At 67.8% G+C, this 25,568-nt stretch carries 14 protein-coding genes and 1 pseudogene; 8 read left to right on the top strand and 7 right to left on the bottom strand.

What is annotated here, in order from left to right:
* Window positions 1-156: 156 nt before the first annotated feature.
* Genes FHS02_RS08710 through FHS02_RS08725 form a run of 4 tightly spaced genes read left to right on the top strand, consistent with a single transcriptional unit; the run spans window position 157 to window position 7,341 of the window.
* Complete coding sequence (locus FHS02_RS08710; RefSeq protein WP_137314438.1) at window positions 157-1,692, top strand: hypothetical protein; 1,536 nt, start codon at window positions 157-159, stop codon at window positions 1,690-1,692.
* Entirely contained in the window at window positions 1,689-3,188 is a 1,500-nt protein-coding gene (locus FHS02_RS08715) for a hypothetical protein (RefSeq protein WP_137314437.1), read from the top strand. The genes FHS02_RS08710 and FHS02_RS08715 overlap by 4 nt, the downstream gene beginning before the upstream one ends.
* 22 nt (window positions 3,189-3,210) lie before the next feature.
* On the top strand, window positions 3,211-3,690 hold the full coding sequence (locus FHS02_RS08720; RefSeq protein ID WP_137314436.1) for a hypothetical protein: 480 nt from the start codon (window positions 3,211-3,213) through the stop codon (window positions 3,688-3,690).
* A 3-nt stretch (window positions 3,691-3,693) separates the two neighbouring features.
* On the top strand, window positions 3,694-7,341 hold the full coding sequence (locus FHS02_RS08725) for a tubulin-like doman-containing protein (protein WP_229422724.1): 3,648 nt from the start codon (window positions 3,694-3,696) through the stop codon (window positions 7,339-7,341).
* A gap of 160 nt (window positions 7,342-7,501) precedes the next feature.
* Here the strand turns inward: FHS02_RS08725 and FHS02_RS31835 are convergent, their stop codons facing one another.
* Entirely contained in the window at window positions 7,502-7,630 is a 129-nt protein-coding gene (locus FHS02_RS31835) for a hypothetical protein (RefSeq protein WP_260115639.1), read from the bottom strand.
* A gap of 11 nt (window positions 7,631-7,641) precedes the next feature.
* Between FHS02_RS31835 and FHS02_RS08730 the strand changes: the two genes are divergently transcribed.
* The gene (locus FHS02_RS08730; RefSeq protein ID WP_183444249.1) at window positions 7,642-8,694 is read left to right on the top strand and encodes a hypothetical protein; all 1,053 of its coding nucleotides are present in this window, start codon (window positions 7,642-7,644) and stop codon (window positions 8,692-8,694) included.
* 71 nt (window positions 8,695-8,765) lie between these two features.
* A complete protein-coding gene (locus tag FHS02_RS08735; protein WP_137314434.1) occupies window positions 8,766-9,206 on the top strand; it encodes a hypothetical protein in 441 nt (146 codons plus the stop codon).
* Window positions 9,207-9,252: 46 nt separating this feature from the next.
* On the opposite strand, the pseudogene FHS02_RS31940 reads toward FHS02_RS08735, so the two are convergent.
* From FHS02_RS31940 to FHS02_RS08760, 5 genes and pseudogenes are all read right to left on the bottom strand, one after another.
* Window positions 9,253-10,325, bottom strand: a pseudogene (locus FHS02_RS31940) (IS1595 family transposase).
* Window positions 10,326-10,441: 116 nt separating this feature from the next.
* The gene (locus FHS02_RS08745; RefSeq protein ID WP_229422718.1) at window positions 10,442-12,544 is read right to left on the bottom strand and encodes a GGDEF domain-containing protein; all 2,103 of its coding nucleotides are present in this window, start codon (window positions 12,542-12,544) and stop codon (window positions 10,442-10,444) included.
* 162 nt (window positions 12,545-12,706) lie between these two features.
* Window positions 12,707-14,590: an ABC transporter ATP-binding protein gene (locus FHS02_RS08750; RefSeq protein ID WP_137314432.1), complete on the bottom strand. Its 1,884-nt coding sequence runs from the start codon at window positions 14,588-14,590 to the stop codon at window positions 12,707-12,709.
* Window positions 14,580-16,331, bottom strand: a complete 1,752-nt coding sequence (locus FHS02_RS08755; RefSeq protein WP_137314431.1) for an ABC transporter ATP-binding protein — start codon at window positions 16,329-16,331, stop codon at window positions 14,580-14,582. Before FHS02_RS08755 ends, FHS02_RS08750 begins: the two co-directional genes overlap by 11 nt.
* 106 nt (window positions 16,332-16,437) lie before the next feature.
* Window positions 16,438-17,415, bottom strand: coding sequence for a phasin family protein (locus FHS02_RS08760; protein WP_137314430.1), 978 nt, complete (start codon window positions 17,413-17,415; stop codon window positions 16,438-16,440).
* 192 nt (window positions 17,416-17,607) lie between these two features.
* Between FHS02_RS08760 and FHS02_RS08765 the strand changes: the two genes are divergently transcribed.
* On the top strand, window positions 17,608-18,891 hold the full coding sequence (locus FHS02_RS08765; protein ID WP_137314429.1) for an amidohydrolase family protein: 1,284 nt from the start codon (window positions 17,608-17,610) through the stop codon (window positions 18,889-18,891).
* A 19-nt stretch (window positions 18,892-18,910) separates the two neighbouring features.
* Here FHS02_RS08765 and FHS02_RS08770 read toward each other — a convergent pair whose 3' ends face one another.
* The gene (locus tag FHS02_RS08770; RefSeq protein WP_137314428.1) at window positions 18,911-22,180 is read right to left on the bottom strand and encodes an alpha/beta hydrolase-fold protein; all 3,270 of its coding nucleotides are present in this window, start codon (window positions 22,178-22,180) and stop codon (window positions 18,911-18,913) included.
* 486 nt (window positions 22,181-22,666) lie between these two features.
* On the opposite strand from FHS02_RS08770, the gene FHS02_RS08775 reads away from it, so the two are divergent.
* Window positions 22,667-25,399, top strand: coding sequence for a TonB-dependent receptor (locus FHS02_RS08775; protein WP_137314427.1), 2,733 nt, complete (start codon window positions 22,667-22,669; stop codon window positions 25,397-25,399).
* The last annotated feature ends 169 nt before the right edge of the window (window positions 25,400-25,568 follow it).

Consider the following 25,568-nt stretch of genomic DNA (forward strand, 5'->3'; position numbering starts at 1 on the left):
AACCGCATATTCGCCGCGATCCCGCGGGAAACCGATGCAATTGAACGCCCCGCCACCGTGCGGGGCGTTTGTTTTGCGTCGTGTCCCGCTCCTATAGCGGGGAGCAAATGCGTTATGATTGACGCAACAGATTGCAATCGTGCGGATGGGGGATCGATGGATGAATGGTGGCGGGCCGGGGACAGCGTATGGCGCGAGGATGCCGCCGCGTCCACGCGCTTCGTGCTCGAGGCGGTGCAGGGCGTGCCACGCATCGACTGGGAGCTGGCGCGTGGCCGGCTGACGGACGTGGCGCTGCTGGTCGGCGCGGCGCTGCCCACCACGTGCGCGCACGCGGCGATCTTTCCTCCCGAATTCGCTTTTTGCCCCGAATGCGGCGCACCGCTGCATCGCGCCGCGCAGGCACGGTTCCCGGCATGGTGGGGGCCCGTCACCGGCGCCGTGCCGCCCGGTGCCGCGGCACTGCCGCGCCACGTACCCCATGGCCTGCCGCAAACGGCGCTGGCGCTCGGCGATGCGATCGAGGAACGCGAGCCGGAACCGTTCGTCGGCCGGGCGGACTGGCGCATGCCGGCGCCGCCGAATGCCGTGTGCGTATTCGCGGCCGCCGATTTCGGGTTTTCCGCCCAGCGGCTGGTAGCGCTGGCCTACACCCGCAACGTGGTGCAGTACTGGGATCCGCCCGGCGCCCGCTGGCACGTCTTCACCGCCGACGAAAGCGCGGCGGACCTGCATTTCACCGCCTCGGCTTACGCGTGGCTGCCGCCGGCGGAAGCGCAGGGGGACGCAAAACGCGGCGAGTTCGGCATCGTGCCGACCGCGCGCGGCCTGTTCCGGCTGGTCATCAATCCACTTGCCGAAAGCTGGCACACGGAACCGGTATTCCAGGCGCCGCTGGCCGCCAGCCCGGGCGGCATCGGCCGGCGCATCGCGTGCCCGTTCGTCACGCCCGATGGCGTGCGCCTGTGGAGCGCGGCCGCCGACGGCGCCGATCCGGAAGTGCTCGATGTCGCATCGCCCGATCCGTCGGTGCCGGTGCCGCAGGCCGGCTGGTCGCGTCCGTTCAGCTATGACGGCCGGCTCTACTGGCTGCACGAGGAAGGCCAGTTGCTGTGGCGCCCCGGCCATCCGCCGCGCTGGCTGCCGTGGCCGTTTCCGTGGACGCCGCGCCTGCAGTTCGGCGGCCCCGTGCGCAGCCGCGACGGCCGCCTGTGGCAGATCGGGAACGATGGCGCCGGCTATTCGTTCCGCGCGCTGGACGATGGCGCGGGCCTGGGCGCGCCGCAGGTCGAACCCATCGACGGCGCGCGGCTCGGCTTCGGCACGCTGCTGTTCCGCCGCGGCCACCAGGTGAAGGACGATCCGTGGTCGGTCGAGGATGTGGAAGACCAGGCCAGCGGCGACGCGCTCGTGCTGCCGCTGCTCGAAGCGGTATCGGCCACGCGCGGCCAGCCTTCCGGCCTGGTGCTGCGTTTTCCCGGCTTTACCGGCCGCGCCGAAGCCGCGCTGGCGGGCGAGGTGCTGCCGCGCACCCTCGTCGAATGGGTCGGCCGCCAGAACGTGATCCTCGACGAGATCGCCCGGCTGAAGAACCCGGGCGACTGCGTGCCCTTCGTCTGGCACGGCAGCCTGTGGCTGCACCATCCATCGTGGAACGAGATCCGCGGCTGGAAGCTGGAGGGCTTCGCATGACGGGTTTGCTGCGCTTGCAGCGCTGGTCCATGCTCCTCCTCGCGTCATGCGCCAGCGTCGGCGCCCAGGCGGCGTCGCATGTATTCCTGGTGCAGAACTCGGGCTGGATGGAGCCGTTCTATGCCGATCCGACATCGCCCTACAAGGCGCTGGTGACGGAAGTGGTGCAGGCCGCGATGGCACCCGGCGATGCGCTGGTGCTGGCCGCGTTCAACCAAAGCCTGCCGGGTGCGCCGTCGCCGCGCGCGCTGCTGGCGCAGCAGGGCAAGCCGGACCGGGCAAAGCTGCGCGGCGTGCTGGATCCGCTGGAAGTGGGCCGCAAGCCGGGTGGCAAGGCGATGGCCGATACCGACCTGGGCGAAGCGGTCGGCAGCGCGATCGACGGTGCGCTGGGCGGCAAGCCCGGCCTCGTATGGCTGTTCACGAACAACCGCAACAGCCCGAACAACGACCAGGCCACGGCGCGCCGCAACCGCGAGTTCTACCAGCTGATCCACGAAGGCGCGGCGATCCGCAAGGCGCTGGCGTTCCCGTTGAAGATGCCGGTGCAGGGCGCCCAGTACAGCGCGGGCGGCCTGATGGTCTACGTGTTCGCCGTGCAGGAACAGGGCGCGCGCGAGCTCGACGCGCTGCTGGCCAGCGGCCGCCTGAAACAGGTGATCACGGAAATGCCCGCGCGGCTGAAACCGCTGGACCAGGATACCGTGCGCCTCGTGCCGGCCCGCGTGGAGAATACGCCCGGCGTGCGCTATGCGGTGCTGCCGGATGGCCGGCTGCGCGCCGAACTGGATGCCGGCAAGTCCGCATCCGCCACGCCCGATGCCCGCATCACATGGCGCCTGGAAAACACCATGTACCCGTACACCATCACGGCGGCCGACATCAGCGCGCAGGCCGCGCTGGCCGGCGAAGTGAAGCCGGTCGCGCTGCAGACGGACTCGGTGCGCAACCTCGCGCCGGGCAGGCCGCAGCCGCTGGCTTCGTCGCTGAGCCTGCCGGTGGCGAACCTGCCCGGCAAGTGGTCGATGGCGGCGCTGTCCACGGCCGGTTCGGCGCAGGTGATTCCGGGCCGGATCGAAGTGCGCCTCGCTAACCAGCGGCTGGAACTGTCGCAGGCATTCCGGCAGCGCATGGCCGAACTGTTCCCCGGCGACCCGCTGCCGGACATCTTCACGCCGCCGGCACGGATCCAGCATTCGCGCGCCGTGCTGCCCGTCGAGGTGAGGCTGCAATATGGCGCCGGCCCGCTGCTGGCGGCGATCGGCGGCCTGTTCGCGGTGCTGGCGGCGGCCGGCGCGCTGGCGGTGGCCGCCACGCGCGGGCGCAAGGTCCTCGTCACCGTCGACGGCGAACCGCGCACGATACGCACGAAGGCCGGCGCCAGGACCCCGCTCTACAACACGGCCGGCGAGCAGGTCGCCGAGCTGCATGCATCACTGTTCGGCCAGCGGCTGGCGAACGTGCGCGAAGGCGCCAGCGTCAGGCTTGGCAAGTAAGAAAACCAGAGGAAAACCAACCATGCAAGCCAACGAACCCCAGCGCGATCCCGGTTTCCGGATCCCGGAAGACAAACCTGCCCAGGCACCGGCGGGCGACGGCACGCTGTCGACCACGCCGCCCGGCGATACCGGCAGCGCCACGCCAGGCGCAGGAACCGCCGGAAGCACAGGCATCGAAGTCGCACCCGAAGGGCAGGTGCCGGCCACCGACACGTCCACACGCGACATCGCCATCGGCGGCGCCGTGTTCCTGTTCCTGCTGGTGATCTTCTTCTTTGCCCGCAATGCCTTCGCCAACCACCTGGTGCGCCGCCGCGTGGCGCCGTCGTCGGCCGATACCGCCGGCTGGCTGCTGTTCTTCGGGCTGGCCTTCCTGTCCGCCGCGGTGGTGCTGGGCTTCGTCAATTCCACCAAGTTCCTCAGCCTGGCCATCACCGGCACGCTGCTGGTGTTCGGTATCGCCGCGATTGCCGGCGCACTCTTCACCGGGCGGAGGTAGGCCGTGGACCCGATCGGGAAAAAGACCGAACTGAAAGTCGACCTGCGGCCGACGCTGTTCATCGGCGCCGGCGGCACCGGCATGGAAGTCATGATGCGGATCCGGCGGCGCATCCTGTCGGCCGTGTGGAACCGCCACCATCCCGCGCGGGTGGAATCGATCGGCGAGTTCCCGGTCGCGCGCTTCCTGCACATCGACCTCGATAGCGGCGCCGTCATCGACGAGGGCAAATCGCAGCGCACCGACCCGTGGTACGAACTGGTCAAGCTGGGCGACGAGGAACGGCTGGTCGAACCGATCGACCTGCAGCAGTACCACGAATCCGACGATAGCCTGGCGCGCTTCCCGCTGATCGAAAGCTGGATGCCGCTGCGGCCGAAGAAGCTGCGTTCGCTCGGCATCGACCCGTCGCTGGGCGCCGGCCAGATCCGCGCGGTGGCGCGGCTGTACCTGTTCGACAAGTACCCGAAGCTGCGCGGCCGCATCAAGGGCGCATTGAACTTCCTGGCATCGAACGCCGGCATCGAGCGCAAGGACAATTACCAGCGGCTCGGCCTGCAGGTCGATACGTCGAAGTTCCGCATCGTCGTCATCGCGTCGAACGCGGGCGGCACCGGTGCCGGCACGGCACTGGACCTGGGCTGGCTGGCCAAGGCGATCGCCCGGCAGGAAGTGTCGGACAGCCAGGTCGACCTGGTGATGTTCATGCCCACCGGCTATGCGCGCGCCAACAAGGAGCGCACCGAGGCCAACGCGTATGCCACGCTGATGGAGATGGAAACGGCGATGCGCGACATGAACGCGCAGGTGCGCTGGGCCGATCCGGACAGCCTGACGGGCCGCGGCGCGCCGTACGACGACGTGTATTTCGTCGATACCGCGAACCTGGCGAACAAGGCTACGCAGGACGTCAAGGACGTGTACCAGATGGTGGCCGATTCGCTGTTCGAGGATTTCGCCTCGGCCGATTTCGCCAACAGGAAGCGCTCGGTCGCCGTCAACCAGCAGCAGCACAAGCTGGGGCCATTCAATCCGAAGGTGCCGGAGGCGCGCTTCGGCGACATGCGGCTGTCGTATTCGAAGGTGTATTCGGCGTTCGGCCAGTCCGTGCTCGACACGCAGCAGGGCCTGCGCGAGGATATCCGCGCCTACGAACTGGCCGCGCTGATGGTGAAGGCATTCTTTGGCATCATCGGCAAGGACGGTGCGCCGGCCCGCCGCGCCGGCGACGGCGAGCGTGACGTGTTCATGCGCGAGCACATGTGGCTGGCCGAGCGCCCGTTCGACGAATTCCCGGACTTCAAGAAGGGCACGGTGGAGGTGACGCCGTTCCAGGAATACGCGCTGACCGACCAGCTGTTGATGGACAAGGACCAGCGCTCGCTGCTGGAACGCGTGGAAGCGAAGGTGCAGGCCGAGATCGACCGCATCACCAACGGCTACGACCTGAAGGAATGGCGCGCCAAGCTCGCCGAGCTGCTGCCGCACCTGGAACGCGATGCGATCCGCGAGGCCGGCGCCATCGCCGAAACCAGCGAGGACCGCCTGAAGCGCCACACGCAGGAACTGGCGACGCGGCTGAAGGGCCGCGTGCGCGAGCGGCTGTATGCGCTGCTGGACGACCGCCGCCAGGGCGGCCTGGAATTCGTGCTGTCGCTGCTGGAACAGATCAAGGCCCGCGTGGCCCAGCGCGACATCCCGCGCATGGAGCACAACGAGCGCCGCTACCGCGAGATGCGCGATGCGCTGCGCACCCGGCAGGTCGAGGAATCGCTGAACAACCTGGCGCAGGCCGCCGGCAAGTGGATCAACGCGGGCGCCCAGGCGCGCGAGGTGATCGTCCACCTGAAACGCGACATTGCCGACTACCTGCGCTTCCACCTGCTGGCCGTCACCGCCGGGCAGTCGGCCGAGGTGCTGCGGCAGGTGTCGGCGTGGCTGGGCGAGCCGCAGTCGGTCGACGAGAAGGGCCAGGCCGTATGGTCCGGCATCGCCGGCGAATTCCAGGAAGGGCGCCGCTGCGTGGAAGCGATGCTGGGCGCCGTCGACCAGCGCGTGGCGCAGCTGCGCGCCGATGCGCAGCACGACCATGCCACCTACATGAAGCTGGCCAGCGACGAGCCGGCGCCGCCGGTGAAGCTGACCGGCGACGTGTCGGCATGGAGCGAGGAAGTGCTGCTCGAATTCGGCGGCTCGGCGCGGCTGTTCCCGCAACTGGGCGACGAGAAGCTGCGTTCGTCGCTGCTGCTGAAACTGTTCCGGCGCGCGCAGACGCAGCTGTCCACCGAGGAGGCGGGGATGGAACCTGCCGACCCGCTGCTGGAACGGCTGCTGGCGATGTCCGTGCAGGAACGGCAACGCGTATTCGCCGAATGGCTGAAGAGCGCGATGCCGTGGGTGAATGCGCGCTTCTCGGCCGAGTTCACGCCGGGCGCCGACCAGTTCAAGTGCTTCGTCGGCGTCGGCGACGTCAATGCGTGGAAGCGGCTGGAGGGCGAGATCCGCGCCGCCGCTCCCACCGGCTATTTCCACGGCGAGCTGGTCAACATCGTCAACACCGGCGTCAAGGGCCGGGCCGTGTGCTACATCGAACTGTCCGGCTACCCGATGACGGTGCTGCGCGGCCTGCCTACCTGGCGCACGTCGTACCAGATCGAGAATCCGAAGATCCCCACGCACCTGCACTTCGATGCGACGCGTTTCCGCCACCCGATCGCGCCCGGCATGGATGAACTGAACCGGCTGGCCGACGACTACGAGCGCTTCCTGCAGGCCGTGGCCCTCGGCGTACTGAAACGCAAGGCCGATATCGCCGACCGCGAGGCCACGTTCCAGCCGCGCGGCCAGTACCTGTTCGAGGTGGAGCAGGGCTCCGGCGAATGGCTGCAGGTGGGTAACGAGTATGCGATCCGTTCGAATGGCCTGCCGTCGTACTACCGCGAGCAGATCGTGGCCACCGTGCTGCAGCGCCTGGCGCGCATGGGGCCGCACCAGTTCCTGCTGCTGGCGGCGCTGATGCGCTATTACCAGCACCGTGTCTACCAGCCGCGCCTGGAAGTGGACGAGACCGGGGCCGAGCTGCCGTCGCCGTCGCTGCCGAACATCACGGCCAAGCGCCTGCACGACGAGTGGCTGCGGCGCGCGGTGGCAGCCGAGCCGTCGCTGGCGCAATCGTTCGACCGCGCGCTGGACCTGCTGCCGCAGTGGAGCGAGCCGGTGCCGGGCTCGGCGTACGACGCCTACCAGTGGGAAGTGCAGCACAGCGTCGACAAGCGGGTGCCGCGCGCCGAATACCTGGCCGGCGACGCGGCCGCGAAGGCGCTGCTGGGCGGCGGCGTGTCGATCGCCAAGACGGTGGATGCGCCGGCCGGCGCCATTTCTCCGGCGGCTTCGCCTGCTTCGTTGTCCACTGCGCCGTCCTCCGCGTTGTTCAAGGTGTTCGTCAACCGCATGCAGCAGGGACCGTACACGGTGGCCGAGCTGGCCGAGCGGATCGCGCGCGGCGAGGTGAGTGCGGCCACCAAGGCCTGGAACATGCGCTGGGTGCCGCACGTGGATCAATGGCAGCCGGCCGGCACGGTGGCGGAACTGGCGCCGCTGTTCGCCCAGGCGATCCCCGATCCGGTGGACGACATTCCCGACCCGGAGTAAACGGTGGCCGAATATCGCTGTATCAACGAAGGCTGCGGCCGGACGTTCCCGCGCACCGTGCGGTTTTGCCCGTACTGCGGCACCGGCCAGTCGGCCGGTGTGCCACGGACCGCCGCGCCCGCGCCGCAGCCGGCGGCGCCGCCGCCCGCTACGCCCCCCGCTACGCCGCCGATTGCTCCGCCACGCCCTGCGGCGCCGCCGGTTGCCGTGCCGCCGCCCGCGGTATCGCCGGCTCCATCGCCAGCCCCAGCGCCGGCCGCATCCGCACCGGCCCGTCCGCCCGCGGCACCAGCTGCTCCGGTGCCGCCGCCGGCCCAGCCGCCGCGCTACCAGCAACCGCAGCCCGCGGCCGGCGTGCCACGGCCGCCCGGCGCAGTGCCCGGCGGGCCGTCGCTGCCGCCGGTGCGCAAGCCGGTCGGCAAGAGCACGTGGTTCTTCGTGGCGCTGCTGCTGCTGGCGATCTGGTTCCTCGTCAAGCCGGGCGATCCGTCGAAGCAGTTGAACAGGAAGATCGACGACGCCATCGCGCTGACGGAAAGCTGCGACATCGCCGATGCGCGCGCGGTGCTGGCCGATCTGCGCAAGGAGAAGGCCGACCCGGCCGCGCTGGCGCGCCTGCAGAAGGCGATTTCCGCCACCGCCCCGGCCTGCGAGAAGAAAAGCCAGCGCGCCAAGGCATGGTCCGATACCCGGGCCGCGCTGGAAACGGCCTTGTCGGGCAACGCGCTGGAGAAGGCATCGGCGCGGCTGACGGCGTTCGTCAAGCGCTGGAGCGACGACGAGCGGACCCGCGAGATGCGTGGCCGCATCGATGCGCGCCGTGCCGAGAAGCTGCTGGACGAAGCCGAGGGCTGCCTGGCGAAGAAGGATCGCGCCTGCGTGGAGGCAAAGCTGGACGCGGCCGAAAAACTGCGCAGGCCGGAATCGCGGCAGCGCATCGAAGCGCTGCGCGAATCGCTGTCGCGGATGCTGGAATCGACGCTGCTCGAGGGCGCCGGACAGGGTAGCAGCCAAGGTAGCAGTCAGGGCAGCATTCAGGGCAGCGGGCAGGGCACCGCGGCCAGCCGGGCCGGCCTGTCCGGTTATCCGCCTCCGCTGTCGACGACACCGCCACGCGTGGCCGCCGCCGCGGTGACGGCGCCCGGCAGCGCCGAAGCCCGGCGCCTGCAGGGCGAAGCCGAACGCGAACTCGCGCAAGGCAACTACCGCAGTGCGATCGGCCTGGCCGGGCAGTGCGCGGCGGCCGGCGGCGGCGACTGCACCGCGCTGCGCGACAGGGCCATCCGGCTGGAGCGCGAACTGCACCTGTGCATGCAGTCCGGCCGCGAATGGGTGGGCCAGCGCTGCGAATAGTCCAGTACCCGCCGGCAGGCGAACGGCGGCACGCCGCCGAATTTTGTTAAGCTGCCGCCAAGGAGGACATCATGCGACACACATCACGATTCACCGCCGCCGGCACGCTGGCGCTGCTGCTGGCACTGGCCGGCTGCCAGAAGGAAGACGACCGCCGCGTCGAGGACGCCGCCGAGCGCACGGCCAGCGAGGTCGACGCGGCTGCCCACAAGGCCGCCGGCCAGCTCGAACGGGCACGCGACGACCTGCACGACGCGGCAAAGGAAACGGGCCGCGAGCTGGACCAGGCGGCCGACAAGACCGCCGTGCACCTGGAGAAGGCGCGCGAAGACTTCCAGGATGCGGCAAAGGAAACCACCCGCGGGCTGGGCGAGGTGGCCGAAAAGGCCGGCGAGGGGCTGAACAAGGCAGCCGCGGTGGTGGGCGAGAAGCTCGAGCGGGCCGGCGAGAAGATGCAGGCCAGTGCCGAGGCGGCGCGGCAGGAGCAGCAGGAGAAGAGCAAGGAGAAGTAAGGCGCTGTTCGCGTTAGCTCGACATTTCCTGTCGGTATGGAACTTTTTACCTGTTCTGTTGTCCGTTCTTTTGTCTCAATGTGCCGGACTCATCCGCTAAATTTTTCACAGCAACGCCGAGCCACTGCCTTGGCGTTGTCAATACGGCCGCATCGAGCACCCGTTGCCAGCCTGCGTAGTTGGCCAGGTAGCGGCTCGCGACACCATTGAAGCGTCGCAGCCAGGTCTTGAAGCGACTGTGCCATCCGTTCACGTTCTGGATATGGATCGCGCCGCGCGCCCGGATGCCCGCCTTCACGTTCACGGTTTCGTGCGTGATCCCGGCGCGCTGCGCGAAGGCCTGGTACGACCTGGCGGCATCGGTGACGAGTAACACGTCCGGCGCCAGCACCGGTCGCAGGTGCTGCGCCAGCTGGCTGGCACTGACCGGGCCGCGGCCGGTGACGAAGTCGCAGGTTTGCCGATTGCGGTCGCGGGCGACAAGGATGCAGTCGAACTGCTTGCTGATGCCGGGCCGGCTGGCTTTGCCGCCGCGCTTGCGGGGCGGACGGTCCATGTGGCGCGAGCCCTTTTGCGATTCGAGATGATAAGGCGTAGTAGGGGTTTCGGCGAGCACCACTCGCCGCCTACGCAGCGGTGCTCGCATGCAAGCGAGCACTCCTCCTTCGTCATATCGACGACGCCGGATAACTGCGGCCGCGGTTCCCGGCGCACGCTGGCAATGAAGCGGTGGCGCCACCGGAAGCTGGTGGACCTGGCGACCGCGACCCGTTCCGCCGCGGCGCGCACGGTGGTCGAGTCGATCAGGCATTGCAGGTATGGCAGCCATTTGTCGCGCAGCCGCAGGCGGGCCAGCGGCGTGCCGGTCAGGGCGTTGAAGCTGCGCCGGCACACCACGCAGCGATAACGTTGCAAACCATTGGCATGGCCGCAGCGGTGGCACTGCGGACTGCCGCACAACGGACATGCAGGTCTGCCGGCGGCTTCCTCGATCAGGCGCAGGCACTGGCCCGCTTGCACGAACGTGGCGAGCGCGCCTTGCAGCAAGGCGATCTCATTCTCGGAAAGCTGGAGTTTCGCGAGCGCCGCGATGACGGCGCCGAGCTCTGCTGCACCCATACAGCCTCCTGATATACATGAAGTATCTCAACAGGAGATCAGACAGCGGTTCCGGGGAGAAGTTCCCTCAGCTAAAGCGAACAGCGCCAGAAGTAAGGGAGGGCATGGCGGCCGCGTCAGGCCGCCATGCCCGGCAGTTCCGCTACCGGCGCGCTCTGCGCTTCCGCCGCCGCCGCCTCGTCCTGGACCACGGCCATGTCCACGAAGCCGTTGCGCCATGCACCCTCGAGATCCTGCTCGATCGCTTCCAGCGTGGTGCGTTCGAGGCCGTTGAAACCATGGATGCCATAGGCGCGGTTGCGGCCGTGCGACTTGGCCATGTACAGCGCCATGTCGACGAGGTTGACGGCGCGCTCCCACGACAGCGGCGTGCCGCCCGGCGCCAGCGGATACGGCGCGAAGCCCACCGACACGTTGACCCGCAGCGTCTTGTCCCCATAGGCGATCGCCTGCGACGAAACGCCGCGCAGGATGCGGCGCGCCACCTCGTCGAGGCCGCAGCGCGGCACCGCCGGCAGGAAGGCGAGGAATTCCTCGCCGCCCCAGCGCACGATCATGTCCGTTTCGCGCAGCGTGTCGCGCAGGCCGGCGGCGATCGTCTTCAGTACCGCGTCGCCGGCCGCGTGGCCATGGCTGTCGTTGATGTGCTTGAAGTGGTCGACGTCGAGCAGGAACAGCGCGCCCACCAGCTCGTCGCCGGCGGCGGCCTGCTGGCGGCGTTCCGCCAGTGCGTGGGTACGCATGAAGTCCTGGAAATGCCGGCGGTTGTACAGCGAGGTCAGCGGATCGAGGGTGCTCTGCTGTTTCAGTTCCAGGTTCTTCACCTCGAGCTGGGCGTTGGCCTGGCGCACCTTGCGGTACAGCAGGCCCACGATCACGGCGGCCAGCGCGAACACGACCGCCAGCAGCCACCAGATGCGCTGCTGCAGGCGCCGGTTGTCCAGTTCCGCGCCCTTCACGCGGTTTTCCTGGCGCAGTGCCTCGATCTGCCGCTGCTTTTTTTCGGTGTCGTACTTGTGCTGCAGTTCCAGCATGGCCTTCTGGCGCTGCGCGGCAAACAGCTCGTTCGAGATGGCGCGCTCGCGGTGGTAGGCGGAGATGGCGTTCCGGTAATCGCCGGCCCGTTCCAGCGCGTTGCCGTATTCGGCCAGCACGACCTGCAGTTGCGGCAGGTTGCGGCCTTTCTCGTACAGCGCCAGGCCGGCCTCGAATTGCTGCCGGCCTTCGGCCACGCGGCCCATGTTGAGGTAAGCCTGCCCCAGGTTGATGCGGGCCACGGCGAGGTACTTCGTTTCGTTGACGGCGGTGGCCGCCGCCACGGCCTGCTGCGCGTAGTCGGCGGCGCGGGGATACTCCCGGTCCTTCAGGTAGCTGTCAGCCAGGTTGGCCAGCGTGGCCGCTTCCATCTGCCGTGCGCCCAGCTGGCGGACCACCTTCAGCGTCTCCAGCAGCGCGGCGCGCGCGCGGTCGTATTGCGCCGAGTCCATCGCCAGGCCATATTCGGACAACAGCGCGATCGCCTGGCGGCCGCGCGAGCGCATGCGCTTGGCCAGCGCCATCGATTCGGCCTGCACCTCCCAGCCTTTGTCGTACTGGCGCATGTCGGTCAACAGCAGCACCAGTCCGTTCAGCGCCATCGACAGCGGCACCTGGTCGTCCTCGATCGTGCGGGCAAGGTCCACGGCCGCCTGGAACTTCGGCAGCGCCGCGGGATAGTTGCCCTGTTCCTGGAAGGCCTGGCCGGCCGTGATGATGGTCTGCACCCGCAGCGCGATATCGGCAATGCCCGCCGCCCGGCGTTCTGATTCGAAGGCTGCCACGTGTGCGCCGGGCAGGTCGTTCAGCGCGGTCAGCGCATAGCTGCGTGCCAGCTCTCCCTTGGCCAGGACGGTATCGTTTCCCTGGCTGCGGCCATGGCCCACCAGCTCGTCGGCCAGGGCCAGGGCCTGGCGCGGGTCGCCGGCGCGCCGGAAGGCGTCGCTGTACAGGAACAGGAACTCGGCGCGGGTTGCGACAGGCGCGCGGCGGGCGGCGGCTTCGATGCCGCCCAGCCGGCGCAGCGCCTCGCCAGGCACGAAGCGCACCATCTCGCGCGTGGCCGCGAGCTCCGCGTCGACGGACGGCTGGCCGAATGCCAGCATGGGAACGAAGGCCAGCGCGGCAGCGAGCCGGCGGCAGGCAAGACTGAATGATAAGGAAGAGGGCGGTCGGGCGGCCACGTAAGGTCCTTGCAGGCGCCACGCATCGGCTGGGCGCGGCGATGAATCCATTATAGGCCTGTTGCTATAAGGAATGATCAACAGTACCGCATTCGATGCCGATTTTGCGTCATTCCTGTCCAGGACGGGCTTTTATGCAACAACCGCCTGCCGCCGGCGCCGTCAGGCCGCGAGCTGTTGCAATAAATACAGGCGCTGGTACAGGCCGCCTTCGATGCGCATCAGCGCATCGTGCGAACCGGATTCCTCGATGCGGCCGTGGTTCAGCACCACGATGCGGTCGGCGTCGCGGATCGTCGACAGGCGGTGGGCGATCGCGATGATCGTCACCTGCCCGCGCAGTTCGTCCAGCGCCTGCTGCACGACCTGTTCGGTGGCGCTGTCGATGCGCGACGTGGCTTCGTCCAGCATCAGCACGCGCGGCTCGCCGGCCAGCGCGCGGGCGATCGCGATCAGCTGCTTCTGGCCGGACGACAGGCGCGAGCCGCCTTCTCCCAGCAGCGTGTCGTAGCCGTCTTCCAGCGCCATGATGAAGTCGTGCGCATGCGCTGCCCGGGCGGCCCGCTCGATCCGCTCGACAGGCAGGTTGCGGCCCATGTCGATGTTGTCGCGCGCCGAGGCGGCCAGCAGGAACGGATCCTGCGGCACCAGGCCCATGCTGGCACGGAACGCATCGTGGCCGATATCGTCCAGCGGCACGCCGTTCATCAGGATGCTGCCCCGCGGCGCCGGGTAGTAGCGCAGCAGCAGCGACAGCAGCGTCGACTTGCCGCTGCCGGTGTGCCCGACGATGCCGTAGAACGCGCCCTGCGGGATCTGCAGGGACAGGTCGTGCAGCACCTTCTGGTTGTCCACGTAGGCAAAGTCCAGGTGGCGGATGTCGATCGCCGGCGTGCCGGGCGCGGCGGTTTCATTGGCGGCATCGGGGGCACCCTTGCCATGCTCCGGTGCGCCCGCCTCGTCGAGCAGCGTGGCCACGCGCGCGGTGGCCACCACCGACTGCTGCAACTGGGAAAACTGCATGGTGATCTGGATCAGCGGTTCGATCACCCGGGCGATGTAGCTGATGAACGCATACAGCACGCCCACCTCGGCCACGCCGAGCACGGTGCCGTCGGCGCGCTGGCCGAACAGCCAGATGACCGAGGCGAGCAGCACCACGTTCAGCATGTCCAGCGCGGGCCGCAGCAGCCAGGCATTGGCGCGGATCTCGGCCACCCGCTGCGTGTACTGGTCTTCGTTGGTGCGGCTGAACCGTTCGGCGAAGCGCGCCTGGGCATTGTTCGCCTGCAGCACGCTCATGCCGCCGATCGATTCCGCCACCTGGGCGTTGATGTCGCTGCGCAGCTGGCGTGCCTTCGCCACGGCCGGCGCGGACAGCCGCTGGTACAGCCACACGATCAGCAGCACGCACGGCATCAGCGCCACCACCAGCGACATCAACCGCCAGTCGAGCCACGCCATCGCCAGGATGGTACCGGCCAGCACGATGGTACTGTCGAGGATCACGAACAGCACCTGGATATACAGGCCCTTGACCGCCTCGGTGTCGTTGGTCACGCGCGAGACCAGCTGGCCGGTGATGGCGCGGTCGAAGAACGCCATCGGCAGGCGCAGCACGTGGCCATAGACGCGTTCGCGCAGGCGTTGCACCGAGCGCATCGCCAGGCCGGAAAGGCGCACCAGCTGGAGGTAGCGCAGCCAGGTCGAGGCGCACCCCGTCGCCACCACGGCGCCCAGCAGCAGCGCCATCGCCGGCCAGTCCAGCACGCGCGGCAGCAGGTGCTCGTCGATCAGCCGCTTGCCCAGCAGCGGTCCCACCACTTCCAGCCCGGCGGCGATCGCCAGCCACAGCACGGCCCACCACAGGTGATGGCGATCCGGCGCTGCGGCTTCCTTCAGCAGGCCATAGGCGCGGCGGGCCGATTCCGCATGGCTGCTTTCCGCGCCTTTCTCCACGTTTTTTCCCTCGACCTTTTCCACGCCTTTTTCCGCGCCTTTTTCCGCCCTGGTTCGCGCCCTGTTTTCAGTATCTTCAGCTTGCATCGAGGCTCGCCTCCAGTTGTTGGTAGCGCCACTGGCTGGCATACCACCCATCCCGCGCCAGCAGTTCGTCGTGCGTGCCCTGTTCGACGATGCGGCCATGGTGCAGTACGACGATCCAGTCGGCGTTGACCACCGCCGACAGCCGGTGGCTGGCGATGATGGCGCTGCGCACCGGCCGCTCGCGGCGCAATGCTTCCAGGTGTTCGAGGATGCGCGTTTCCGTGCCGGTATCGACGGCCGACAGCGCATCGTCGAGCAGCAGCAGGTCGTTATCGGACAGCAGCGCGCGGGCGATCGCCACGCGCTGGCGCTGCCCGCCGGACAGGGTGATGCCGCGCTCGCCCACCTCGGTTTCATACCCGTGCGGGAACAGCAGAATGTCGTCGTGGATCGCGGCCAGGTCGGCCGCGTGTTCCACCTCGGCCCGTGTCGCGCCGGGCCTGGCCAGCGCGATGTTCTCGGCGATCGACGATGAGAACAGGAACGACTCCTGCGGCACCCAGCTGATTGCGCCGCGCAAGGCATCGAGCTTGTACTCATCCAGCGCATGGCCGTTCCAGCGCACGGTCCCCGACTGCGGCGCCATCTGCCGCAGCAGCACGCGCAGCAGCGTGGTCTTGCCGGAGCCGGTCGGCCCCACCAGGCCCAGCGTCTGGCCGGGGCGCAGGTGCAGCGATACATCCACCAGCGCCGGCTCGGCCTGGCCGGGATAGCATGCCGTCAGGTGCTCGACCACCAGCTCGCCCGGCTGCAGCGCGGCCACCGTGCCGTGGTCGGCGATCGTCAGCGGCGCGTCGAGCATCGGCTGCAGGCGCTGCCACGCGGCGCGGCCCCGTTCCAGCAGCGACAGGACCCAGCCGGCCGCGAACATCGGCCAGATCAGTTGCCCCAGGTACATCGTGAAACTGGTCAGCGCGCCGATCGTCAGCTGGTCCGTCCACACCAGGTAGCCGCCCAGGCCCAGCGTCAGGCCGGTGGCGGCCGTCAGCGTCAGGCCGACCGCCGGTTCGTAGGCCGCTTCCCAGCGCTGCGCGGTGAGCGCCGCGTTGGCCGCCTTGCCGGCCAGGTCGGAGAAGGTGGCGGCGCTGCGCCCCTCCAGGCCGAGCGTGCGCAGCGTGCGCACACCGGTCAGGGTTTCCTGCACGTGGTCGTTCAGCGCCGAAAAACGTTTCAGCGAATCGGCGGCGGCCGTATGGATCTGCGTCGAGATCCGCCAGAACGCATAGGCCATCAGCGGGAACGGCAGCAGGGCGACCAGCGCCAGGCGCCAGTCGACGCCCAGCGTCATGATGCCGATCACCAGCACCAGCGTCAGCGCACCGTCGAAGCCGGCCAGCATCGCTTCGCCGGCCGCCTGTTCGATCGAATCGATGTCGTTGGTGGCCAGCGCCATCAGGTCGCCGGTGCGCTGTTTCTGGTAGAACGCCGGACCCTGCAAGGTGAGGCGGCGGTAGAAGCGGGTGCGCAACTGCACGCCGAGCCGGTACGCGGTCGAGTACAGCCGGATGCGCCATGCCACGCGCAGGCCGTAGTTGGCCACGCCGACCAGCAGCAGCAGGCCCACGCCTTCGAGCAGTTCGGTGTGCGGCAGGCGCTGCGCGGCGAGCGCGTCGACCAGCTGGCCGATCTTGCGGGGAATCCAGACGCCGATGACGGCAACCAGGGCCAGCATCGCGCCGGCGCCTACATAGGCCCGCCAATGCTCGCGCACGAAGCCGGTGATTAGCCTCGATAAACTCATGACATATCCTTCGGTGAAGCCCGCAAGGATACATCAGGCTGGCAGAGCGCGTTGCCGGGTCCGTGCGGACCCGGCGGCCCGGGGAGGGCGCTTGGCTTTACTGGCCTTACTTGCGCGACTTGCCCGGCGCCGAGCGGGCCGGCTTGTTGTCGGCCAGCGCGGCCAGCGCTTCGGCAACGGGTTTCGCGGCCGGCTTGCGCGAGCTTTTCGATGCCGACGGCTCGGCGTCGAACAGCGGCGCGGCCGCTTCGGCGGCTTCGGCGGCGGCGGCGATCGGTGCCGCGACCGGTGCCGGGATTGGTGCCACGACCGGCGTTGCCGCGGCGGCTGCACCGGCGACGCGTTCCACCGCTTCGCTGACCGCATCCGTGGCGGCAGCCGTTTGTTCGGCCCCCGCGTCGGCTGCCTTGGCGATGCTGTCGCTGGCCGCTTCCACCGCGTCGCCGCCTGCCTTGGCGGCCGTTTCGGCGGCATCCTGCGTTGCCTTCGCGGCGGCCCCGGCCGTATCATGGATCGTCGTGGTCGCCTGTGCCGCGGTGTCGTTCGCCGCGCGGGCGGCCGCCACCGTGCCGGTCGTGGCCGCGCGCGCCGCGTCGCCTGCCGCATGTGCCGCCCGGGACGCCGTTTCGGTGGCGCCGGTGGCGGCCGATTGCGCGGCCTCGGAGGCGGCATTGGCCGCTGCCGTCGCCGCGTTGACCGCGGATTCGGACACTTGCGACGCTACCGGCGCGGCCAGTGCCAGCGCCTTGGCCGGCACGGCGCGCAGGCGGTCCGTCGCGGTCTGCAGGAAGGCCTGCTGGGTCTGGCTTGCGATGGAAAACAGTTCGCGCTGGTAGGCCACCAGGCTTTCGAGGGCGGAAGCGGGCTTGGCCAGGTCGAGTACGGCGCGCGAATCCCTTGCTTCGATCAGCTGGCGCGCCGCGGCGGTGCCGCGTTCGGCGGCATTGCGCGCCGTGCTCAGGTTCAGCGCGACGATCTGTCCGGCGCCCTCGACGGTATTCTTCAGCACGCTGTTCAGGAAGTTGAGCTGGCTTTCTAACTGCGACTTGCTCGTTGCGGAAATTTGTTCGGTAATCGAAGACATGAGCTCTCCTAAGAACAAGGAATGGTGCGTTGCAATAAAGGCATTCTAGCGATGAAACAAAGCATTGGAAAGCGCTTTGTGCTTTCTTTATTCAGTGATTAATGCACTGCAACATCCATTTCCGATGCAATCATTGCATGTTGGCTGCCGTTATCCCTACAATCGGCCATCGCCATCCCCGGAGCTCTCACCATGGAATTCGTCATCCGCAATGCCACGCTGCCCGATGGCCGCACCGGTATCGACATCGCCGTGCAGGACGGCCGCATCGCCGCGGTCGCGCCGCGCCTGGCCCTGGCGGCCGCGCGCGAGATCGATGCCGAAGGCGACCTGGTCGCACCGCCTTTCGTCGATGCGCACTTCCACATGGATGCCACGCTGTCGTACGGCCTGCCGCGCGTGAACGCCAGCGGCACGCTGCTGGAAGGCATCTCGCTGTGGGGCGAACTGAAGCCGCAACTGACCCAGGAAGCGCTGGTCGAACGGGCCATGCGCTACTGCGACTGGGCGGTGGCGCGCGGCCTGCTGGCGATCCGCACCCACGTCGACGTGTGCGACGACCGGCTGCTGGCCGTGGAAGCCCTGCTGGAAGTGAAACGCCGCGTCGCACCCTACCTCGACATGCAGTTGGTCGCCTTCCCGCAGGACGGCCTGCTGCGCAGCCCCACCGCGCTGGCCAACCTGAAGCGGGCGATCGCGATGGGCGTCGACGTCGTCGGCGGCATCCCGCATTTCGAGCGCACGATGGCCGACGGCGCCGAATCGGTGCGGGTGCTGTGCGAATTCGCGGCGGCGCAGGGGCTGATGGTGGACATGCACTGCGACGAATCGGACGATCCGCTGTCGCGCCACATCGAGACGCTGGCCTTCGAGACGCACCGCCTCGGCCTGCACGGCCGCGTGGCCGGCTCGCACCTGACGTCGATGCATTCGATGGACAACTACTACGTGAGCAAGCTGCTGCCGCTGATCGCGGAAAGCGGCGTGGCGGCAATCGCCAACCCGCTGATCAACATCACGCTGCAGGGCCGCCACGACACCTATCCGAAGCGGCGCGGCATGACGCGCGTGCCGGAACTGATGGCTGCCGGCGTGACCGTGGCATTCGGCCACGATTGCGTGATGGACCCGTGGTACGGCATGGGCTCGGGCGACATGCTGGAAGTGGCCCACATGGGCCTGCACGTGGCGCAGATGACGAGCCAGCAGGCGATGCGCGCCTGCTTCGCCGCCGTGACCGAGAACCCGGCGAAGATCCTGGGGCTGGAGGGCTACGGCCTGGAACCCGGCTGCCATGCCGACCTGGTGCTGCTCGATGCGGCCGATCCGGTCGAAGCGATCCGCCTGCGCGCCGCGCGCCGGCTGGTGATGCGGCGCGGCCGCATCGTCGCGGAATCGCCGCGCGCCGTGGCCAGGCTCGACCTGCCGGGCCGGCCCGGCAGCGTGGCTTTCCGCCAGCGCGACCGGGGACAATAAGGATCGCGGGAACGGATCCTTACCGTATCGGGAAGAACCACGCCAGCGCGCGGTGCACGCGGCCGGCCCAGGCCTGCTCGTTGTGGATGCCGCCTTCGTCCTCCACGTACAGCAGGTTGCCGCCTTCGCGCCAGCCTTTCTTCAGCAGTGCCTGGTGGAAGGCGCGCGTGCCTTCGATGCCGTCCATGCCGGTGCCGGCATCCACGTACAGCCGCACCGGCGTCGACGCGGCCCGCGGCGCGGTGCCGAGCAGCGCGCCACCGTTCCACCAGAACGATCCGGACACGATGCCGGCGTGGCCGAACACGTCCGCGTGGTGCTGCGCCATGTGCAGCGACGCCAGTCCGCCAAACGACGAACCCATGACGGCGGTATTGCCCCGGTCCGGCAGCGTGCGGTAGTGGCGGTCGACGTAGGGCTTGACGGTATCGACGAAGAATCGGCCATACGCCGCCACTTTGCCGCCGCCGACCCGCGCGTCGCAGCATGGCGTGTATTCGGCGTTCCGGTCCGGCGTGTTGTCGACGCCGACCACGATGATCTCGCGCATGTCGCCTTGCGCGGCCAGCCGGTCGGCCACTTCGTCGATATGCCATTCGGTACTGTAGGCCGTCTTCTGGTCGAACAGGTTCTGGCCATCGTGCATGTACAGCACCGGGTAGCGCCTGCCCGGGTTGCCGTCGTAGCCGGCCGGCAGCCAGATGCGCAGCTTGCGTTCGTTGCCCAGTTGCGGGGACGCGACTTTTTCCACGATGTCGAGGCGTCCCTTCGCCAGCGGGGCGGGTGCCGGGGCGCTCGTGGCCAGCAGGCGGATGCCGTGGATGTCGGCGCGGTTCACCAGGCCCGCCTTGCCACCGGCATCGGCATACGTGGCGTTCGACCGCATGCTGCTCATGTTGATGAAGTCATGCAGTTCGACCGTGTAGCTGCCCGGCTTCAGCCGCGCCGCCAGCGGTGTCGAGTACACCGTTTCGCCGGCGGGCGAGTGGGGCAGCTGCACGACGCCTTGTGCGACGGCGGCGCCGTCCGCGCCCGCCACCTTCATCCACTTGACGCCGCCGGTAATGCCCAGGTTGACCTGGTGCGCGTTGTTGCGGTAGCGGACCTGCACCGCGTACGTGCCGGCCTGCCGGACGGCGATGGTGGCCGCGAACGTATCGGCGGGCGCACCCCAGTCCCGGATCACGCCATTGCCTGCCTTGACGCTCGACACGATGCGCGAATCGCCGGCACCGATCTCCAGCGCCGTGCCGGTGCAGGCGGGCGCGCTATGATGGCTGCGGTTGCCGGACACGGGGTACACGGCTTCCACCGCGTAGCACGCGGCGCTACCTGGCGCCGGGTCGGTCCACGCCGCGGTCTTGATGCCGGCCGCCGCCAGGCGACCGTCGCGGTACACGTTGTAGACGGTGCCGGCAGCCGGCTTCGCGGCGAATACCAGCCTGCCTTTCACGGCCGAGGCGATCGCCGGCTCGGGCGGCGAGAACACGGCGGGATCGATGGCCAGCGGATCGGCGGCCACGCGCGTCAGCCCCTGGCGTCCCGGTTGCAGCGGGCCCAGCTGCACCACGATCGTGTTGCGCCCGGCTAGGTCGGCCCACTTGATGCGGGCATCGACCGGCTTGCCGTTCAACAGCACCTGCTGTACCGGGTAATAGCCGGCGCCATGCTGCTGCCGCGGCGGCAGCACGACCTGCACGTCGATCCCGTGCCCGCGCAGTGTCAGGCCGGCGAGCGTGGCGCTGCCGGCGTCCTGGAAGGCCTCGTTGCGCAGCTTCGACGTGATGAAGGGCTTCACCACGATGCCGTCGTTCGTGGTGTTGATGCCGAATACGCCGCCCACCAGCGCCCCTGCCAGGCCGCCGACGGACCACAGCTGGCGGCGTGAATTGACCACCGGGCCGGCCAGCTCCGGCTGTTTGCCGCCGCTCGGATCGAACATCGGCAGCCCTGTCAGCCATTCGAAGTTTTCCATGTTCGACGCGTTGACGGCCGCGCCGCGCAGCAGCGTATCGTAGGCGGCATCGGCCGCCTCCACGTTCTGCACCTGGATCGCCGCCTTCAGGCCATAGGCGGTGACGAACGGCCAGATCGCGCGGTTGTGGTACACGGCGCGGCCAGGCTGCTGCGGCCAGATCACCGGCGCACCCATCGGGCCGTGCGGATAGCGCGCGACGATGCTGCTGGCCTGTTCGGCATCGGCCACGCCGGCAACGATGGCCAGCGCCTGGCCCAGCCAGTCGAACTTGTGCTGCGGCGCGCCGTCGAAATGCCCGGCGGTCAGGCTGCTGTACATGCCGGCATCCTTCAGCCAGAGCCGGCCGTTGATCGCATCCTTCAGTTGCACGGCCCAGCCGCCGTAGCGCTGCGCGGTGGCGGCATCGCCCTGTTCTTCGGCCAGCTGCGCGGCCAGCGTCAGCGCCTTGTAGTGCGCCACGTTGGTCGACAGCGCCTTCGCGGTCGCCATGTGCGCCAGCTGGCCGGGGATCCAGCTGGCATAGCTCTGCTCGCGCCAGTCGAGAAACGATTCCTCGCCGTTGTACAGGCCCGCGGCCGGATCGAACACGGCCACGCGGTCGATCTCTATGGTGTTGGCCAGCGCTTTCAGGGCGACGGGCACGAACGCCGCGCGCTCCGCCGGCGGCAAGGCCTTCAGCGCCTCGTCGGCGCCGAAGGCCCACGTCACGCGGTCGGTACTGACCGGCCAGCTGCCGCCGCTGCCGGTATCCTGCACGATCTGCAGGCCATCGGCACTGCCCGGGACATTGGCCGGCTTGCTGTAGCCGTCCCGGTAGCCCGACAGCTTGAACTGCAGCGAATTGCGCACCCGCTGCGGATCCAGCATGCCCAGGCCCAGGCCGGCCGCGTAGGACAGGTCGCGCGTCCAGACGTAGTGCCACTTCTCGCCCGTCTCGAAGCAGTCGCAGGGAATCGGCTGGCCGGCACGCCTGTCGTCCACGTTATAGCTGTCGTCGCGGATGTGGGACACCGCGTCCTGCCGCATCTCGGCCATCGCCATCGCGAACAGCGCATCGAATGCCAGGCTGCCGCTGCGCACCCGCGGCAGGTCCGCGCTTTCGGCGTACGTGACGCTTTGCGGATCGCCGTCGCGCAGTTTCATCGTGGTCTCGTGCATGTAGGTGCGCAGCGGCGCCTTGTCGTCCGGCGTCGCGATCCGTACGGTTTCCTGCTTGCCCCACGTACCGAAGGGCACGGCCTGTTCGGCGCATTGCAGTGAACTGGCGGCCAGCGAGGCCAGGATGGCGACGGCGAGGGTGGTGCGCTTCATTTGAGCTCCAGGATGATGGCCATAGGGCCGGCAGCATAGCGTTGCGGTTGAAGTAGTGGGACTACAGGCTCTTGAGCAGCCCGGTTGGCGGAAATCCGTGAGCAGAATACTATGATCTTCCAGAGCAGACAACGATGGGGGAGCGAGGTCAGCCTAGTTTTAGTACATCTCCGGCGGCGAATTGGGGGTTTTGTTACATCTTTACAGTGGAAACGCTTTCCGGGCCTCATTTTGTGTAGTTCCACTACAGATGCTATACAGCACTTCTGTAGCTGCGATACAACGAAAACGGCAAATACGCTGTCAACCGCCCCTGAAACGGCCAAAACAGCCGTAGCGTGACTGAACTTCATTTGACACTCGATCTAGTTTTAATACAAAATTCTTTCCAGGACGTCTAATAGAGCGGCCGCAATCCTTGGATTCCCATGTAGTCGAGCTAGTTATTGATCGTGGGAAAAATCGTAATTCAGTGAGGGGACTTCCATGAAATTCTTCGCGCCTGAGCGCAGCACGCGCACGGCCCTGCAACTCAGCCCGGTAGCTGCCGGCTGCGCCATCTTCATCGCCGCGCTGGCCGCACCGGCGGTCGCGCAGGAACAGACCACGCCCGCCGCCGATGCGCCGATGACCACGGTCACCGTGACCGGCATCCGCCGCGGCATCGAGGATGCCATCTCCGTGAAGAAGGATTCGTCGTCGATCGTCGAAGCCATCTCCGCCGAGGACATCGGCAAGCTGCCGGACGTTTCCATCGCAGAATCGATCGCCCGACTGCCGGGCCTGGCCGCCCAGCGCGTGGCCGGCCGTGCCCAGGTGATCTCCGTACGCGGCCTGTCGCCGGACTTTTCCACCACGCTGCTGAACGGCCGCGAACAGGTGTCGACCGGCGATAACCGCTCCGTCGAATTCGACCAGTATCCGTCCGAGCTGCTGTCCGGCGTGACGATCTACAAGACCCCGGATGCGGGCCTGATCGGCCAGGGCCTGTCCGGCACGATCGACCTGCAGACCGTGCGCCCGCTGAACTTCGGCAAGCGCACCGTGGCGATGAACGCCCGCGCCGAGCACAATTCGCTGGGCAGCATGGCCAACACGAAGTCGCTGGGCAACCGCTTCTCCATCAGCTACATCGACCAGTTCCTGAACCGCAAGCTGGGCGTGGCCATCGGCTTCGCGCACCTGGAGTCGCCGGTGCTGGCCAACGAGACCGGCATCTACGAACCGTGGAAGACCGATGCGCGCACCGGCCTGCCGGCAGGCACCACCGCCACCGACGGCATCAAGGCGCTGTCCCGCACCGGCTACAACCGCCGCGACGGCCTGATGGGCGTGGTGGAATACCGCCCGAGCAAGCAGTTCACGTCGACCCTGGATTTCTACGCGTCGGTCTTCAAGCATGAAGACACGGCCAACCAGTTCGAAGTCAACCTGTCCGGCTGGAACGGCGGCCTGCAGCCGGAGCCGTTCTATTCGAACCTGACGAAGAACGGCAACGCGATCAGTACCGCCATCGCCAACAATGTGTACCCGCTGGTACGCGGCATGTACACCAACCGCCGCGACGACATCCGCGCACTGGGCTGGAACAATGAATGGCGCCTCGATGGCGTGAAGCTGGTGGCCGACCTGTCGTGGTCGAAAGCCAAGCGCGACGAACTCGGCCTGGAAAACAACCTGCAGCTGGGCGCCGTCAACAACGCGCAGTACCTGGACACCGTGAACCTGGCGTTCAAGACGGGCACGTTCCCGAGCATGGCGCCCGGCCGCAACGACTACAGCGACGCGTCGAACCTGTACGTGAAGAACACGATCTACGGTTCCGGCTACGGCAAGGTGCCGTACGTGGAAGATGAGCTGAAAAGCGTCAAGCTGGCCGCCAACTTCCAGGCGCCGGCCGCGCTGGAAAACTGGTTCTCCGGCTTCGACGTGGGCGTCAACCACAGCGACCGCTCGAAGGACAAGGACCAGCCGGAAGGCAACATCAACCTGGCCGGCAACCCGACCACGATCGATCCTTCGCTGCTGTACGGCTCCGTCGACCTGGGCTTTGCCGGCATCGGCAACGTGCCGGCATGGGATGTGCCGGCCGTCGTCGCGCGCTACATGACGTTCAACCCGACCGCGGGCAGCGGCGCGATCCTGATCAAGAACTGGTCGGTGCGCGAGAAGATCTCGACGGCCTACGCCAAGGCCAACATCGAGCACGAGTTCGGCGCCATCTCGCTGCGCGGTAACGTGGGCGTGCAGGTGCAGCACACCAAGCAGTCTTCCGACTCGAAGTACTTCAACGGCGCGCTGGCCGGCGACCAGCAGGTGCAGCCTATCCACGACGGCAAGTCGTACAACGACTGGCTGCCGAGCATGAACCTGAACTTCGGCCTGCCGAACGACCAGACCGTGCGCGTGGCGATGGCCAAGCAGATCGCCCGCCCGCGCGTGGACCAGCTGCGCGCCGCACTGGACTTCGGCGTGTCGGACACCACGTTCAAGCCGGGCGCCTCGGGCGGCAATGCGCAGCTCGATCCGTGGCGCGCCAAGGCGTTCGACCTGTCGTATGAAAAGTATTTCGGCAAAAAGGCTTACGTGGCCGCGGCATTCTTCTTCAAGAAGCTCGACACGTACATCTTCACGCAGACGAAGACCTACGACTTCTCGGCGTTCGTGCCGGGCACCAAGGCCAACACGGTATTCGGCGACTACAAGGCGCCGTACAACGGCAACGGCGGCACGATGCGCGGCATCGAACTGTCCGGCTCCCTGCCGCTGAACATGCTGACCCCGGTGCTGGACGGCTTCGGCATCGTGGCTTCCGGTACCTACACGGACAGCAATATCGCGATCCAGGAACCGGATGGCTCGATCGGCCAGAACATCCCGCTGCCGGGCCTGTCCAAGCGCGTGACGAACCTGACGGTGTACTACGAGAAGAACGGCTTTGAAACGCGCCTGAGCCAGCGCAAGCGTTCCGACTTCGTCGGCGAGATCGGCAACTTCGCCGCCGAACGTTCGCTGCGCTACGTGGTGGGCGAGAGCATCCTCGACTTCCAGATCGGCTACACGTTCCAGAACGGCCCGCTGAAGGACATGGGCATCGTGCTGCAGGCGAACAACCTGCGCAACGCCGCCTACGAAACCTACAACGGTTCGAAGAACCAGCAGCTGGAATACCAGAAGTACGGCCGCACCGTGCTGCTGGGTGTGAACTACAAGTTCTGATCCACCTGCCGCTGCAAGCACAAAGCCCCGTCGCGCAAGCGGCGGGGCTTTTTTGTTGCTTCAAAACCGGTGACAGACACCTATTTTTTTGCAACGACCGTTCCAGCAAAACCGGTGACAGACACCTGTTTTTCTGGAACAGATGTTTCAAAAAAACCGGTGTCTGTCA

The sequence above is a fragment of the Pseudoduganella umbonata genome (assembly GCF_014192225.1).
Taxonomy (GTDB): domain Bacteria; phylum Pseudomonadota; class Gammaproteobacteria; order Burkholderiales; family Burkholderiaceae_D; genus Rugamonas; species Rugamonas umbonata.

Excerpts from the sequence above, each read along its gene's own strand:
- FHS02_RS08770 (WP_137314428.1), bottom strand. The coding sequence starts at position 22,180 with ATGAAGCGCACCACCCTCGCCGTCGCCATCCTGGCCTCGCTGGCCGCC.
- FHS02_RS08775 (WP_137314427.1), top strand. The coding sequence starts at position 22,667 with ATGAAATTCTTCGCGCCTGAGCGCAGCACGCGCACGGCCCTGCAACTC.
- FHS02_RS08760 (WP_137314430.1), bottom strand. The coding sequence starts at position 17,415 with ATGTCTTCGATTACCGAACAAATTTCCGCAACGAGCAAGTCGCAGTTA.
- FHS02_RS08755 (WP_137314431.1), bottom strand. The coding sequence starts at position 16,331 with ATGAGTTTATCGAGGCTAATCACCGGCTTCGTGCGCGAGCATTGGCGG.
- FHS02_RS08720 (WP_137314436.1), top strand. The coding sequence starts at position 3,211 with ATGCAAGCCAACGAACCCCAGCGCGATCCCGGTTTCCGGATCCCGGAA.
- FHS02_RS08735 (WP_137314434.1), top strand. The coding sequence starts at position 8,766 with ATGCGACACACATCACGATTCACCGCCGCCGGCACGCTGGCGCTGCTG.
- FHS02_RS08750 (WP_137314432.1), bottom strand. The coding sequence starts at position 14,590 with ATGCAAGCTGAAGATACTGAAAACAGGGCGCGAACCAGGGCGGAAAAA.
- FHS02_RS08765 (WP_137314429.1), top strand. The coding sequence starts at position 17,608 with ATGGAATTCGTCATCCGCAATGCCACGCTGCCCGATGGCCGCACCGGT.
- FHS02_RS08715 (WP_137314437.1), top strand. The coding sequence starts at position 1,689 with ATGACGGGTTTGCTGCGCTTGCAGCGCTGGTCCATGCTCCTCCTCGCG.
- FHS02_RS08710 (WP_137314438.1), top strand. The coding sequence starts at position 157 with ATGGATGAATGGTGGCGGGCCGGGGACAGCGTATGGCGCGAGGATGCC.